Origin of the sequence: Hymenobacter swuensis DY53, from assembly GCF_000576555.1 — a bacterium.
GTDB classification, from domain to species: domain Bacteria; phylum Bacteroidota; class Bacteroidia; order Cytophagales; family Hymenobacteraceae; genus Hymenobacter; species Hymenobacter swuensis.
Map to the genome: position 1 here is coordinate 3728501 of NZ_CP007145.1, position 15590 is coordinate 3744090.

The window sequence follows — 15590 nt, forward strand, 5'->3', positions numbered from 1 at the left end:
TCATTGCTTCGTCGTGCCTCCTCGCAATGACAGGCGCTATTTTACCAACTCACCGCTTGCCCATCTTCGGCCACATCAGCTACTACCGGCCCGGCGACATGCTGGAGAACCGGCTGGCGCTGAGCCGAGCAGGACTACACCGGCCGCCGCGTACAGGCGTGAGCGGCTCGGAAGCCGAAGGGGCCGATTCCATTATCCTGGCGGACCAGTACGAGGACGACGATTTTCAGGAAGCCGTCATCACCTACTCCGGCAGCGGGGGCCGCAACCCGCGCACCGGCAAGCAGACTACCCACCAGCAGATGACCGGTCGCAACGTGATGCTGCGCCGCAGCCTGGAAACCGGCCGGCCGGTACGCGTCTTCCGCAAAATCAACGATGAAACGGGTAGCGGCTACCGCTACGAGGGGTTGTACCGAGTGGTAGATGCCATGTATGAAACTGGTAAGGCCGGTTTTCTAGTGTGGAAGTTTCGGCTGGTGCCGGAGTCTTTTAAGCTTCAACCACGTCTATTACTATGAGGCATCAACCTGCCCCTGTTCGCCTCGGTGCTATACCCGATATTCTACCTGGCCATGAGTTTTTGAATAGACCAGATGTGAAAAACGCCGGTCTTCATCGAGACTTGTATAAGGGAATATCCAGCCTGAAAGGCCACCCCGCAGAGGCTATTGTGCTTTCTGGAGGCTACGAAGACGATATGGACCTAGGCAGCTGCATCCTGTACACTGGGGAAGGCGGCAACCAGGATGGCCGGCAGGTAGCCGACCAACAACTGAGCGGCGGCAACTTGGCCTTAAGTGTAAGTTTTGCCCAACAAACGCCGGTGCGCGTTATCCGCAAAGTGCAGGAAGGAAGTCTGTCGTTTTACCAGTACGCCGGGTTGTACTACGTGACGCAGTTCAGCCAGGAGGTGGGAAAATCCGGTCACCGCATCTGGCGGTTCAGGCTGGAGCAGCTCTCCACTCCTGCTGATGCGGCTCCCGAAACTCCAACAGTGCAGGAACCAGAACCAACCTATACCGCCGCCCCGCGCCGACTGAGGCTGGCACAGCAGATTATACGCGACACAACCGTGATGCACGCAGTGAAGCAACTGTACGACTTCCGGTGCCAGGTGTGCCGCGCCCGGCTTGCGGTGCCGGGCGGGGCCTACGCCGAAGCCGCCCACATTCGGCCGCTGGGAGGCGCGCATCATGGCCCCGACAAAATCAGCAACCTGCTTTGCCTGTGCCCCAATCACCACGCTACCTTCGACCGTGGGGCCTGGGCCATTCAGGACGATTGGCGCCTGGTGGGTGAGCCGGGACGCCTAACCGTGGCCCCCACGCATCAGCCTCACCCGGCTCACTTGCTCTATCACCGGCGGCGAATCTATCAGCCCGCTACCCTGTTTACCTGATTTTCTCATGTACTCCCCCGACGACGCTCAGCGCTACGCCGACCATCACACCACGCCCGAAAGCCCGCTACTGGCCCGCCTTAACCGCGAAACGCATGTGCAGTTGCTGCATGCCCGCATGCTCAGCGGCCATGCCCAGGGCCGCCTGCTGAGCATGATCAGCCATATGATCCGGCCGCGCCGGGTACTGGAACTGGGCACGTTTACAGGCTACTCAGCGCTGTGCTTGGCCGAGGGGCTGGCGGAAGACGGCCGGCTGCATACCATCGAGCAGAACCCCGAGCTGGAAACCCGCATCCGGCGCTACGTGCGCGAAGCCGGCGAGGAGGCGCGTCTTCAGCTGCACATCGGTAACGCCCGGGATATTCTGCCCACGCTGGCCGAAATCTGGGATTTGGTGTTCATCGACGCCGATAAAATCAACAACGACACCTATTATGAGCTGGTGCTGCCCCAGGTCCGGCCCGGCGGGTTTCTGCTGATTGATAACGTACTGTGGGGCGGTAAGGTACTCGATGAGTACCCGGTGAAGCTCTCCGACAAGGACACCCACGCTGTGCGGGCTTTTAACGACAAGGTACAGGCCGACGAGCGGGTAGAAAATGTGTTTTTGCCTCTGCGTGACGGATTATTTCTGGTGCGCAAAAGATAGAATCCGCCGCTTCAGCGGATGATTCACGACAGTTCATCGGTTTTTCCGGGTGTGGCGGGCGGCAAAAGCTAAACGCCGCGCCCGGTTTTGCGTCTATTGCCCCTGTAGTATATCCATTCCGACTAATGCTGAGAAATTTCCTCCTGATTCTGCTGCTGCTGACTGGGCTAACCGGTGCGGCGCAAGCCCAGACCACCGTCAGCGGCCGGGTGCTGGACGGCAAAGACCAGTCGCCGCTGATTGGCGCCAACGTGCTGCTGACCCAGATACCCGATTCCATTAAGCGCGGCGCGGCCGTGGAGCTGGACGGGTCCTTTACCGTGCCGGGCGTACCGGCCGGGCGTTATGTGCTGACAGTATCATTTCTGGGCTACCAGAACCTGCGCCGCACGGTGGAAGTGAGTGGCTCGCCGCTAAACTTGGGCAGCCTTACGCTGCAGGCCGGGGGCGGCATTGCCCTGAGAGGTGTAGAAGTGGTGGGCCAGGCCGCTGCCGCCGTGCAGAAGGGCGACACGGCCCAGTTCAACGCCGGCTCCTACAAAACCAACCCCGACGCCAACGCCCAGGACCTCATCACCAAGATGCCCGGCGTGACCGTGGACCCCGGCACCGGCAAGGTGCAGGCCCAGGGCGAGCAGGTGCAGCGCGTGCTGGTAGATGGCAAGGAGTTTTTTGGCAACGACCCCGACGCCGTGCTCAAGAACATTCCGGCCGAAGTCATCGATAAGATTCAGGTGTACGACCGGTCGTCGGACCAAAGCCAGTTCACCGGCTTCGACGACGGCAACCAGCAGAAAACCATCAACATCATCACCAAGCCCAGCTTCCGCAACGGCAAGTTCGGGCGGGTGCTGGCCGGCTACGGCCCCCAGGACGACCGGTACCGCCTGAGCGGCAACCTGAACGTGTTTAAGGGCAAGCAGCGGTTTTCCATTGTGGCCCAGAGCAACAACGTGAACGAGCAGAACTTTGGCACCGAGGATCTGCTGGGCGTGGTGGGAGCTTCGCGCCAGGGCGGCGGGGGTGGCCAGGGCCAGCGGGGCCAGGGCGGCGGCCGGGTAGGCGGCGGCGGCCAGGGCGGCGGTGGAGGTGGCAATAACTCCGGCGACTTCCTGGTGAGCCAGCAGGGCGGCATCAGCAAAACCCACGCGCTGGGCCTGAACTACTCCGATACCTGGGGCACCAAAACCGAGGTGCAGGGCAGCTACTTCTTCAACCTAAGCGACAACACCAGCCGCACCAACCTGCTGCGCCGCTACGTGGCCCCCGAGGGCCAGACGCAGGATTTGCGCTACAATGAACTCTCGCTGAATACCAGCCGCAACATCAATAACCGCTTTAACTTCCGGCTGGAGCACAAGTTCGACTCCCTGAACTCCTTGCTGTGGCGGCCCAGCCTCTCGGTGCAGCGCAACACCGGCAACAGCCTGCTCGACGGTAATACGTTTCAGGTGCAGCCCGATGCCGGCAGCCTCAACCAAGGCACCAACAACAGCTCCTACCGCTCGGCCCTCACCGGCCTCACGGCCACCAACCAACTGCTGTACCGTCATCGGTTTCAGCGCCGGGGCCGCACGTTCTCGTTGGGCGTGAATACGAGCTACAACGACAAAAACGGCGACAATAACCTGCTCTCCAGCACCACGTTCTTCCAGAATAATCAGCCCCAGACGACGCTGCTCAACCAGTTTTCGGAGCTGAACCAAACGGGCTGGGCCTGGACCGGCAACCTGAACTACACCGAGCCGCTGGGCCTGAAAAGCATTCTGCAGCTGGCCTACTCCCTCAGCTACACGCCCAACGATTCGGACAAGAAAACCTACAACTTCTCGCCCGGCGAGCAGCAGTACAGCATCCTGAACGATACGCTCAGCAGCGTATTCCAGAGCCAGTACCTCACCAACTCGGGTGAGGTGACGTACCGCTTTCAGGACAAAGCGTTCCAGTGGTCGGTAGGCGCGGCGGTGCAGAGCGCCCAGCTGCGCTCTGACCAGGAATTTCCGCGCCCCGGCAGTACCCGCCGCACGTTCCTGAACGTGCTGCCCAATGCCCAGGTGCGCTACAACTTCTCGCGCCAGCAGAACCTGCGCCTGAACTACCGGGCCAACACCAACCCGCCCGGCATCAGCCAGCTGCAGGAGGTGGTAAACAACGCCAATCCGCTGCAGCTCACCACCGGCAACCCCAACCTGCGCCAGGAAACCCGCCACAACGTGTTTCTGCGCTACTCAGCGGCCGTGCCCGAGAAGTCGCGCTCCTTCTTTGCACTGCTGGGCGGCTCCTACGTGAACAACTACATTACCAACAATACCATTTATGCCGGCACCGCGCCCATCACGGTGGATGGCGTGGTCATTCCGGCCGGTGGCCAGCTCACCCGCCCCGTCAACCTGAACCAGCAGTACACGCTCCGCTCCTTCGTAAACTACAGCTTGCCGCTGGCCTTCATCAAGTCGAACCTAAACGTGAATGCCACCGGCACCTATTCCCAGACGCCGGGCCTGGTATTCAGCGAGCTGAACTATAGCCGCACGCCTACGGCCGGCCTGGGCGTGGCCCTAAGCAGCAACATCAGCCCCCAGCTCGATTTCACGCTCAGCAGCAACTCCAGCCAGAGCTACGTGCGCAACACCCTGCGCCAGCAGCTCAACAGCCAGTTTTTTCGCCAGAACACGGCCCTGCGCTTCAGCTGGATTGTGACCAAGGGCATCACGGTGCAGTCGGATGTAAATCACCAGCTGTACTCGGGCCTTTCGGCGGGCTACAACCAGAACTTCGTGCTCTGGAATGCCTCCCTGGGCAAGAAGCTGGGGCCGAAGCAGCAGGCCGAACTCAAGCTCTACGCCTTCGATTTACTGGGTCAGAACAACAGCATCCAGCGCAACATCACGGCCGCCTACACTGAAGACGTGCAAACCAATATTCTGCAGCGCTACTTCATGCTGATGTTCACCTACAACATCCGCAGCTTTGCCGGCAGCAGCCCCACGGACGCCTTGCCCGGCGACGCGCCCACGGAGCGCCGGCGAGGCCCGGGCGGCTTCGGCCAGCCTGGCAGTGGGCCGCCTCCCGGGGGCGGTATGTAAATTTCCCCGGCCCTGCATTCTGCCAAGAGCACACCCCGGGCGGCGGTCAGATATCTACCATAGATTCGGCAGTATAGCTTCACGGAAGCACGAGCTGTTGCTGCCGTATAGCAATTGAAGGCCTGAGAGAAACCATCCAGCAACGGATGGCTTCTCTCAGGCCTTCAACCATTTGACAGGTTCTCATTGCGGCGGCCGCCGGGCAGGAACACTGGTTATTTCCCGTCAGGCAACAACCGGTGCAGCGGGCGGCTGATGCTCCTGTAAAAAGGCCAGCACCTCCTCCAGTACCTGCGCCGGCTTTTCCTCGAATAGGTAGTGGCCGCTGTCAGCCAGGGTGATGACCCGGCCGTTAGTGGTCATGGCGGGTACGCTTTGCTGCAGCGTACCGTGCGCCACGTAGCTGGCGATGCCCAGCACGGGCAAACTCAGTTGGGCATAGGACTGATGGTCGGCCATATCCTGCCCCAGGGCTTGGTACCAGGCATTGGCAGCCCGAATATTTTCCGGCTGGTTATATACCGCCGCGTACACCGCCCGGTCGAACGCAGTCATGCGGCTTTCGTCCAGCATCACGTAGGCAAAGAGGTAGTCGAGCAGCACGTGGAAGCGGCCGGCCAGCAGCTTCTCGGGCAGCTCCTTGATCTGGTTAAAGGCCATCCACCAGATGTAAGGTTGCTGCCCATCCATTTTGCCGGCGAGTGCGCCCGGCGCGGGCAGCATGGGCATGTAGCGCATCCCCTCGGTGGGGTGGGTGCCATCCAGCACAATCAGCCGGTCGGTGGCGGCGGGGTAGTTGTAGGCGAAGCTGCTGGCCACCATGCCTCCGATATCGTGCCCCAGTAACGACACCGGGCCCAGTTCCAGCTGCTGCACCAGCTCGTAAATATCCCGGGCCATGGTTTTTTTATCGTAGCCGGTAGTGGGCTTGTCGGAGCTGCCCATGCCGCGAATATCAACGAGGATGACGTGGTAGTGCCGGGCCAGCTCCTGCGCCACAGGATGAAACGAGTACCAGGTCTGGGGCCAGCCGGGCAGACACACGAGCGGCCGGCCGCGGCCGCCGGCCACGTAGTGCAGGCGCACTCCATTTACGGTGGCGTAGTGGTTGGCAAAACCCGGCAGCCGCTTCACCAGCTCCTCATCCGAATAGGGCCCCAACAGCCCCGGCTGCTCGGCCGCCGGCTGATTCTGCCGTAGCAAGTCCTCAGCGCTGGTCCAGGTCAGCTCGGGGTACCGGTGGTTATCGAGCGAGGTATTTTGCACGGCGAACATGCTGCGCATATACTGTAGCTGCTGCCAGTCGGCATAAAGTTGATGCTCGCCGGCCGGGTTGGCGGCGCGCACCTGCGCAATGCGGGCACTTAGGTCGGCACAGGAGCCCAGCGGCACCAGCGCGAAGGCCCCGTGGCCGGCCGCTTCGGCTACCGCCACTAACTCGCGCGGGCTGTGCTGAAAGCTGGCAATGCGCAGAAAGCGGGGCGTGGTAGCGTCTAGGGCGGCGGCGGCGGTATAGGCGGCCGTGTCGTCCATGGTAGTGAAGTCGATTTTCCAGTCGGCATCTTCCCAGTAGCCCACCTGCTGCTGTTTGAAGTCGAGCAGCGGAATACCGTAGGTCAGAATTTCGCCAAAAGCCCCGTTGAGGATGGAAGTAGCCGCAATAGGGGCCTTGTCCAGCAGCAGCTGAAACTCGCGGCGTAGGTCGAAGTTGCGGTTTTCGCCGGGCTGCTGCTGGGTGTAGTCGCTGGCGAAATCGGAGGGGATGAAGCGGGGCACGCCGGCCGCCACGGCCGCTGCCAGCAGGTGGGCCTGGGCGTCCACGATGACCTCACGCAAACCAGCCAGCACCGATACTACACAGGCCACACCCGCACAGGCACGGGTGAGGCCTGCCACGTCGGTTAGGTCTACGCGGCGCACATCTACGCCGCGACGGGTTAGCGCATCTACTTTGGCCGCGTCGGTGGTTACGCGCACAACGGCACGCACTGAGGCACCACGCCGCAGCAGTGCCGTCACAATGCGGCTGCCAAGGTCGCCGGTTGCACCGACGACCAGAATGGGGGTATGCATAAGAGAAAAGGGTTAGGTGAGGGCAGCGAACTACTGCTCCTGGAACTGGCCCAAAGGTCCCCCAGTTGGCCCCGACACCCCACCCGATTCCTGCCGGTTTCTATCAGATTCCTGCGGATTTTGCGGCCGGAACTAACGCTGCTGAAAGTCGCGAGGCGAGCGGCCGGTGGCGCGCTTAAACGCCGCCGAAAAATGAGCGGGCGAGGCAAAGCCCAGCACCTCGCCAACGGCGGCTACCGGCAGCTCACCAATGCGCAACAGGTGCTGGGCCCGCCGAATTTTCCAGCCCAGCACATACTGGTAGGGCGACTGGCCGGTGGTATGCCGGAAGCACCGCATGAAATGAAATACGCTCAGGTTGGCCAGGCCAGCCAGGGCCTCTACCGTCACAACCTGCTCCATATTGCCCTCCAGATAGGCCTCAATACGGGTCAGCACCGAACCGGACAAAGTGCGGCCCGGCGCGGGGCGCTGTTCCTGGATGGCGTGGTGCTCCAGCAAATGGTAGCACAGCGCGTTGGTCAGCGACTCCACGTAGAGCAGACCCAGCGTGTGCCGGGTGCCGGCTGTCGTCAGCAATTGCCGGCCCAACTGGGTAAGCAAGCCGTCCTCAAACCGAAACCGGTCGCGCAAGGTGAACTTGCTTGCCTGCAAGCTGGCCCGGTTTTCCAGCGCCTGGGTATCTATCTGCAGCTGAATAATATCCGCAGGCCCATACCAAGCGGTGGGACCGTACTCCCCGGCGGGATACAGACCGGCGTCGCCCGGCCGAAACAGGTCTTCTTCCGTACCGCTCCCATTCCGGCGGCTTGAGCGCACGGGTTGAACTCCCTGATGCAGGATGAGCATGTGCTGGTCGTGGGCGTGGGCCGGCATGGCCATGGCCTCCAACTGGTAACGCTCTACCCGCAGCCCCGGCCACGCCTGTTCCGCACTGGACGCCAGCGCCGGGCGGTCATATACCAAAAAGCTGTTGGCGTCATTCATGGGAGGCTGCTGCTGCTATCCTGTTACAACATGGGGTGCGGGGCATGAATTGAGGCCGGTCCACCTTTCCTGCTCCTGCTGGCGTAATCCGTTCAGCCCTGCGAAGCGTAGCTTCAGCTGTCAAACTTACGGCGCTTTCGCCACAGGTTGCCGCCACAACGTTCAGTGCACCCCAACAGCTTAGCAGTTAACATCCTTTGATACAATAGCCTCACAAACTGTGGGACGATAGAAGCTAGCCAGTCCCTGCACACAGCAGTACCAGGAAAGGACCACAAAGAGCAGTCAACGACCCATTGCGAATAAAATGATTTGACCATTCTGTTGGATTTGCCGCAGACAGACCCAACCGCAGGCTTTTTTTGCGCTATTTTGTAGGCTAACAGGACCGGTATCAGCGTGCAAACGCTCATCCGTGGCCCTGCCCGGATGCTTTTCCCCGCTTATGAAACGAGTTTTACTGCTGGTGTTTCTGTGGCTGCCGCTCTTGGTAGCTGCCCAAACCGTACCAGTCCCGGCCCAGCTGAGCATGGCCGGCCTGCGCCTGCGCCTCACTGACGGGGGACGTGCTGCCCTCCAGCAGAAAGTGGACGCCCTGCGCCGCCACCCGGCCTCCTTCCAGGCCCGTGTAGTACTAGCCGACGCCTATTTCCCCATCATCGACCGGATATTTCAGCAGGAAGGCCTGCCCCTGGATTTCCACTTCCTGGCCCTGCAGGAAAGCGGCCTGCAGGGTGACGCCCAGAGCATTCATGATGCCGTGGGCTACTGGCAGTTCAAGCGCGAGTCGGCCGCTGATTTTGGGCTGCTGATGAACGATGCCATTGATGAGCGCAAGCACATTGCGGCTTCCTCGAAGGCTGCTGCCCAGTACCTGCTGCGCAATAACAAAACGTTCCGCAACTGGACCAACTCGCTGCTCAGCTACAACCTGGGCCTCACTGGCACCAAGCCCTACACCCTGCCCACCGACGCCGACGCCAGCGAGGCGGAAATTACGGAGAAGACCCACCCGTACATTCTCACGTTTCTGGCCCACAAAATTGCCTTCGAGCCTGCCATCGGCCTCAATACCAAGCCGCCGCTGCTGTTTCAGGAATTTCCGGCCCCGGCTGGCCAGGCCCTGAGCGTTATGGCCCAGGCCATGCAGCAAAACCCTGATGACTTGGTGAAATACAACCGCTGGCTGCTGGCGCCCACCGTGCCCACCGACCGGGTGTACACCATGCTGGTGCCCATCACCGACCCCGTACAGCTCACCGCTTTAGCCGCACAGCAAAAAAACGCCACCGCCGGCCAGCTCCTCAACCAGCCCACCCCCGACCCCGAAAACGCTGACTTTGTGCGCGTAAACGGGCTGAAGGCGGTGGTAGCGCTGCCCGGCGACACTAAGGAAAGCATAGCGAAGCGTGCCAATCTGAAGATGCGCAAGTTCATGCAGTTCAACGACCTGTTCCCCTTCGACAACATCGTGGCCGGCCAGCCCTACTTTGTGCAGAAAAAGCGCGACAAAGCGGCCGTGGAATACCACGTCACGCGTCCAGGGGAAAGTGTAGTTACCGTGTCGCAGAAGTACGGCATACGGGCCAAGGCCATCTGGAGCAAGAACCGCATGGCCCGCAACGAGGAGTTGCGCCCCGGCCGCGTACTGTGGCTGCAGCACACCCGCCCCAAAAACGTGCCTGTAGAATACGCTGACGGCAACAACGCCACCGCGCTGGCGGCTTTCGAGAAGCCGGTAACGCCAACCGCTGCTGCTCCAGCCCCGGCCGCTCCCACGGCCCCTACGCCGCAACCGGAGAAAAAGAAGAAGCAGGAGGAGGCCGAACCCTATATGGGCGGCACGGCCAATTCAAGCCGTATGCTGGAGGATGCCACCGAAGACGAAGGCATGGTAGTGCAACCCGACAGCGCCACAGATGAGCACACCGAAAATCTGAATAACCTGCCGCCGGCTCCGGTAACGCCCGTAGCTCAGCCTACCGCGCCAGCTCCCAAAAAAGCCCTACCTGCCGCCGCCCCCATTGCCGACGAGCCCAGCGAAGCTGAACCTATTACCGAGCCGCTACCCCGCCCGGTCCCGGCCACGCCAGCACCAACGCCCCGCCCCGCAGCCCCCGTAGCCGCCCCGGCTTCAGTGCCCGCTGCACCAACCAAGCCGGTTGCAGCCCCGGCTCCGCGCCCTACCCCACCCAGCTACCCAACGCCGCTGGCCGCACCGGCAGTTGAGCCCGTTCCGGTTAGTGGTTTGCATACGGTGCAGCCCAAGGAAAACTTGTATTCAGTCGCCCGCCGCTTTGGGCTGCGTCCTTCGGATATTATTCTATGGAATAATCTACCCCAAAACCCGTCCCTCCGCATTGGGCAGACACTGCGCGTTACGGCATCTGTTTCAGCTGTGGCTTCGCCAGTCCCGGCAGCGGCTACGCCCGAAACTATTCGTCACACCGTGCAGCCCGGCGAAACGATGTACAGCGTATCGCGCAAGTACGGCGTCACCATCAAGCAGATCATGGAGTGGAACAGCAAACCCGATTTTGCCGTGAAGCCGGGCGAGGTGCTGATCATTACGCCCGCTAAGTAGCCTCTTTCTTATCCTTTCCCGCGTTTACTTCCCTGCCGCTTTCCGATGCGTTTCTTTTCCGTTTCCCTGGTGCTGGCAGTTGCCGGTACGGTGGGCTCTTTCCGCGCCCAGGCGCAGCAAACGACTTCAATTCCCGCTGTTACGCTCTCCAACGACTCCGTGCAGGTGATGTCGGGTCTGGTGGCCAGCAGCGTGCGGCAGCTGCGGGCCATCTACTTTGAGCCCAACGATGCCAAAACAGCGCAACTTATTGATGAGGCCCTGGTGCAGATTCCGGCCCTCAACCAGCGCCTGAGCCGCTATACCGCCAGCCTCCCCCGCGAGCAGCAGCAGCAGCTGGCCCAACGGCTCCGGCAGCAACCCTGGCAGGTGGAGCTGAACACGCTGCTGCGCAGCCCCCAGTACAAGGGCTTTGATGCCCGGGCCGCCAAAACCCCGGAGCTTAAGGCCGCCGCTGACCGGCTGCACGCTTCCGGCTTTATGGGCACAGCTAGGCCGGTAGCCGCCAAAGCCCCGGCTCCCGCCCCGATGGGCACCATTGCTACCCCGTCGGCTTCCAAGCCCCTGCCAGTTGCCCCTTCGCCAAAGCTGCCGGTCGGTACTGCCGCGCTGGCTCCCGCAGCCCGCTCGCAGCCGGCAACCGTACCTGCCAAGCCTGCTACAGATGCGGCCCGAAGCCATACCGTGCAGAAAGGCGAGACCCTGTTCAGCATCTCGCGCCAGTACAACGTGAAGGCGGCCCAGCTACTGGAATGGAATAGTAAAGCCGATGGCAAGGTCAAAATCGGGGAAGTACTGGTAGTGGAGCCGGGCAAATAGACCGACCTCCTCTGCGCTAAAAAAGGCAGCCCTAAGCGGACTGCCTTTTTTTGTTTGGTCAATAGAAACCCGACGCTCTCCATCCTGCTTCACCGCCAGACTGGCGGTTACTGCCAGAAGCTGGGTTTCACGTTAGTGCCCCGGCGGCGGCAATCCACGCAGTCGGCAGAAGAGTAGAGAATGTATTCCTTGGAGCTGCCCGGTAGATAGAAGTAGCCTACAGGCAGGTACTCGTTTGACCGGAAGAATTCTTGAGGCTTGATTTCAAGTTTAGGGCCGCCTTTGGTCCGAGGCAGCGTATCGAGCACGCACTTATCATAGTCTGTTGGCTGCCGCCAGTCGCGCGGTAGCTCACCGGAGTCGATGAACAGCCGGCGTTGCGTCATCGTCTGGGCCCCAACGAAGCCAATGACTACCTCTTTGGCATCGGCCACATTATGAATATTCCCGCTCAGCTGGCTGGGTAAGGGGTCAAAAAGCGTTCCGAGGGTTTCTGTATTCTTGCGCAGTAGTTCCCAGTAATCGTATTCTGCCTGGCTCAGCGCGTACTGTTTCACGAGCACACTGTACTTGATACCCAGCTTGGGCGAAGTGCTGAGCACCAAGGCCAGGGGAGCCGCAGAAACCTTGTCTTCCGACAGCCGGGAGGTGTTTCCCAACGCAATGGAAGTCGGCTTCTCGTTGCCCCAGCAGTGGTAAATGTCCTCCTGCCGAATACCTATTACTCCGTTTTTCAGCTCAATTAATGAATAGAAGGCCGAAATAAAGGCCCAGGTTTCTTCGTATTCCCAGCGGTAGTACCGGGCAGCAGCAGTTTCATCATGGGTGCTTACGTAGAGTTGCACGCCCTGCCGGTTGGCCCGCCAGGTAACGGAATCAAGAGCCGGCGTGAGCTTGGCCGCCGTAAACTCAGAGGTATACTGCTGCTGACTGGCCGTTTTGAAAGCCAGGCGCACCCGCTGCCCGATGGGCAGTTGCAAGGCCGCAGAAGTGTATGTTCCCGGCGTCGTTTCCGTTAGCGGATACCGGGCTCCGGTTTCGGTTTCCACCGCCACCGAAGCCCGACTTTCCACGGGCACTTTGCTCTTGCTGTTCACGGGCGTCGTCCGGGAGAGCCGCACGGTAGTAACTCCCTGAGCATTGATGGCCCCGTCTACGACCAGATAGCCTGCGGCAGAAGAGGCCACTTTAGGCTCAAACGACTCGATACAGCTGGTCAGCCCCAGCAGAATACCCAACAGGCTGCCAGAACAGATATTGCGGCGGAATACGTTTTTCATAAGCACTACCCAAACAAGTCTTCGGCGAAAAATCAACAACTGCCTTTTTATCCTCTGCGTCTCTCGGTTTACGGCCAGAAACTGGGCTTCACATTGGTTCCCCGCTTACGACAGTCCACGCAGTCGGCACTGGCGAACAGGAAAAAACGGGTTGGGTTTAGCGGATCCTGTTGCAGGTCTTCGAGGGGGATGAACAAACCGTTACGAAAGAAATCCACCACCTCCGCCGGCGAGGGCGGCGGCGTTGCGTACTCGCCCTTCGGGCGGAGCAGCGTATCAGTGTGGCAGGTTTCGTAACCGGTTTCGGCCACCCAGGTCCGGGGCAATTCGCCGTAGTCGATAAAAATCCGTTTTTCCGTTACCGACTGTGCCCCCACAAACCCCAGCACTACCTCAGACGCATCGGTCAGGCTACGCACGTTACCTACCGATTGGGACGGCAACGGGTCAAACAGCGTGCCCAGGGTTTCGGTGTTCTTGCGCAGAATATCCCAGTACGTGTACTCCTCTTTGGTAAGGGCGTACTGCTTTACCAGAATGCTGTACCTGCGTTGCAGCTTTTTTGAAGTAGGTGGCAACAGCGTCAAAGGAAAATCGGCCACTACTGCCTGCGCCAACTTTTCGGTGGTACCTAGCCGGATATCCGATGAGCTTTCTGAGGCCCAGCAGTGATGGATATCCTCATTGGCGCGTTCCACAATTTTTGCCCTTTCGTATTTCAATGTTGAAACGAAAGCCGACGTAAATTCCCACGTCTCGTCATACGCCCAGCGGTAATAGCGTGCCTGGTTGCTGGCATCGTGGGTATTTACATAGAGTTGCATACCCTTGGTACTTGTGCGCCAGGACACAGAGTCGATGGCCGGAGTATGTTGGATCAGCGTAAATTCTGAAACGTACTCCTTCTGGCCGGCAGTGGTAAAATGCAGCCGCGCGCGACGGCTCGGCGTCAGCTTCAGCGAGGCAGAAGTGTAGGTCCCAGACACGGCTTCTAGCAAGGGGTAACGAGTCCCGCTTTCTTCCTCAATAAACATCTTCGCCCTTGTCTCGACCGGTATGTTCTTCGGGTCCCGCAGATTAACCGACCGGGTAAGATGAATAACCGTCACTCCCTGGCTATTGATGTTGCCATCCACCACCAGAAAATGGGCATTGTCGGCATCAACTTTCGGCTCGAACGGCTCAACGCAGGCCGTAAGCCCCAGCGCCATAACTCCAAGACCCACATATGCCCAAAATTGTCTTGCGTATCGCATCACCTTACTGAACTATAGAGAAACCCCACGGGCCGGGGATTCAAAATATATATCAATTCGATTATTAGATTCTTTGCACTACCAGAAGCTGGGCTTCACGTTGGTACCCCGGCGGCGGCAGTCCACACAGTCGGCGGTGGAATACAGATAGAAATTGCGCGGGCTGGTTGCAAAATGTAGAACATCAATAGGAAAAGGCAACCCACTATCAAAATAATCTAGCGCCTGGGCCTCGGTTGGAGGAGGAGGGGGCGGAGGTAATGGCGGGTTGGGCCGGGGAATAGTATCGGTCATACAGGTTTCGTAGCCCGTATCAAACACCCACGTCTGGGGTAGCTGCCGAGTACCTATGAAAATACGTTTCTCCGTTACCGACTGTGCCCCTATAAACCCAATTACCTGCTCGCCGGCATCGACTACAGCGTGTACGTTGCCGGTAAGCTGCGTAGGCAGCGGGTCGAATAAGTTGCCCTGCGTTTCCGTGTTCTTGCGTAGCGCCTCCCAGTAGCTGTACTCTGAGCTGCTGAGCGCATACTGCCGCACCAGAATACTGTACCTGTAGCGCAGCTTCACCGAAGTGGGAGGCAGTAGCGTGAGCGGTTGCTCCGATACTACGTCCTGCCCCAGCTTGCTGGTTGTTCCGAGCTTGATTGCCGTAGCCTCCTCCGTTCCCCAGCAGTTATAGATATTTTCAGCCCTTGGGTAAAAGGCTCGGTTACGGTACTCTACAACCGATTTATAGGCGGAAGTAAATTCCCAGGTTTCCGTATAATCCCAGCGGTAGAAACGGCTCTGCTGCGTGTCATCGTGCGCGTTTACGGCAATCTGTACCCCCCGGCTCCCCGCTTTCCAGGTCACCGAATCAATGGGTGGTGTAGCTTTTAGCTCCGTGTAATCCGATACGTATTCCCGCTGTCCGGCAGTAGTAAAGTGCAGGCGTACGCGCGTGCCAGGCGGCAATGCTACAGCCGCCGACACATAGGTTCCGGCTACTGTTTCCGGCAGCAAATACTGCTGGCCGCCTTCTTCCTCCATATACACGCGGGCCTTGCTCTCCACCTGCGCTTTTGCGCTGCTGCGCAAGGCCGTCGTGCGCGAAAGGCGAATAGTACTGCGTCCTGCGCCGTTGAGGCTGCCATCTACCACCAGAAAGCCTGCTTTACTCACTTCCACTTCTGGCTCAAACGGCTCAATACAGCCGCTTAATACTAACAAAGCACCGAATACAAGCTTTAGTAATACTCCTTTTCTCAGCATAAAGAACTCCTTCAAACCAGCTTAGAAGATGGGAAGATAAGACCGCAGAAACAGAATTCCGTGAAAACCGCCGCCTTTGTTCAATGGGCTCTACACTGGCCTCTTATAGCTGCTACTTGCGGCCTGGCGTCTTGGGCCCCATGTAAGAAACTAGTACGCCAAAATCCGTTGCCGCGCAACCTTTCCCGGCCGCT

11 protein-coding genes are annotated in these 15590 nt (G+C 59.8%); 6 read left to right on the top strand and 5 right to left on the bottom strand.

Features of this window, described 5'->3' with window-relative positions:
• Positions 1-56 precede the first annotated feature (56 nt).
• The 4 genes from HSW_RS17235 (at position 57) to HSW_RS17250 (ending at position 5140) form a co-directional block, all read left to right on the top strand.
• Entirely contained in the window at positions 57-521 is a 465-nt protein-coding gene (locus HSW_RS17235) for a YDG/SRA domain-containing protein (RefSeq protein ID WP_231501312.1), read from the top strand.
• Positions 518-1402: a YDG/SRA domain-containing protein gene (locus tag HSW_RS17240; protein ID WP_044002991.1), complete on the top strand. Its 885-nt coding sequence runs from the start codon at positions 518-520 to the stop codon at positions 1400-1402. Before HSW_RS17235 ends, HSW_RS17240 begins: the two co-directional genes overlap by 4 nt.
• A gap of 7 nt (positions 1403-1409) precedes the next feature.
• A complete protein-coding gene (locus tag HSW_RS17245) occupies positions 1410-2054 on the top strand; it encodes an O-methyltransferase (RefSeq protein WP_044002992.1) in 645 nt (214 codons plus the stop codon).
• Between the two features lie 125 nt (positions 2055-2179).
• Entirely contained in the window at positions 2180-5140 is a 2961-nt protein-coding gene (locus HSW_RS17250; RefSeq protein ID WP_052346565.1) for a TonB-dependent receptor, read from the top strand.
• A gap of 225 nt (positions 5141-5365) precedes the next feature.
• Here HSW_RS17250 and HSW_RS24830 read toward each other — a convergent pair whose 3' ends face one another.
• Both HSW_RS24830 and HSW_RS17265 read right to left on the bottom strand, forming a co-directional pair.
• Positions 5366-7213: an alpha/beta fold hydrolase gene (locus tag HSW_RS24830; protein ID WP_081768473.1), complete on the bottom strand. Its 1848-nt coding sequence runs from the start codon at positions 7211-7213 to the stop codon at positions 5366-5368.
• 132 nt (positions 7214-7345) lie between these two features.
• Positions 7346-8200, bottom strand: coding sequence for a helix-turn-helix transcriptional regulator (locus HSW_RS17265; RefSeq protein WP_044002993.1), 855 nt, complete (start codon positions 8198-8200; stop codon positions 7346-7348).
• 445 nt (positions 8201-8645) lie between these two features.
• Between HSW_RS17265 and HSW_RS17270 the strand changes: the two genes are divergently transcribed.
• Together HSW_RS17270 and HSW_RS17275 are read left to right on the top strand one after the other, a co-directional pair.
• Positions 8646-10784, top strand: coding sequence for a lytic transglycosylase domain-containing protein (locus tag HSW_RS17270; RefSeq protein WP_044002994.1), 2139 nt, complete (start codon positions 8646-8648; stop codon positions 10782-10784).
• Between the two features lie 45 nt (positions 10785-10829).
• Positions 10830-11603: a LysM peptidoglycan-binding domain-containing protein gene (locus HSW_RS17275; RefSeq protein ID WP_044002995.1), complete on the top strand. Its 774-nt coding sequence runs from the start codon at positions 10830-10832 to the stop codon at positions 11601-11603.
• 107 nt (positions 11604-11710) lie between these two features.
• On the opposite strand, the gene HSW_RS17280 is transcribed toward HSW_RS17275, so the two are convergent.
• The 3 genes from HSW_RS17280 to HSW_RS17290 form a co-directional block, all read right to left on the bottom strand.
• Positions 11711-12883 carry a DUF4249 domain-containing protein gene (locus HSW_RS17280; protein ID WP_044002996.1) on the bottom strand — a complete coding sequence of 391 codons (1173 nt, stop codon included), beginning with the start codon at positions 12881-12883 and terminating at the stop codon, positions 11711-11713.
• Positions 12884-12951: 68 nt separating this feature from the next.
• The gene (locus HSW_RS17285; protein WP_052346566.1) at positions 12952-14094 is read right to left on the bottom strand and encodes a DUF4249 domain-containing protein; all 1143 of its coding nucleotides are present in this window, start codon (positions 14092-14094) and stop codon (positions 12952-12954) included.
• A 123-nt stretch (positions 14095-14217) separates the two neighbouring features.
• The gene (locus HSW_RS17290; protein WP_052346567.1) at positions 14218-15354 is read right to left on the bottom strand and encodes a DUF4249 domain-containing protein; all 1137 of its coding nucleotides are present in this window, start codon (positions 15352-15354) and stop codon (positions 14218-14220) included.
• Positions 15355-15590: the final 236 nt, after the last annotated feature.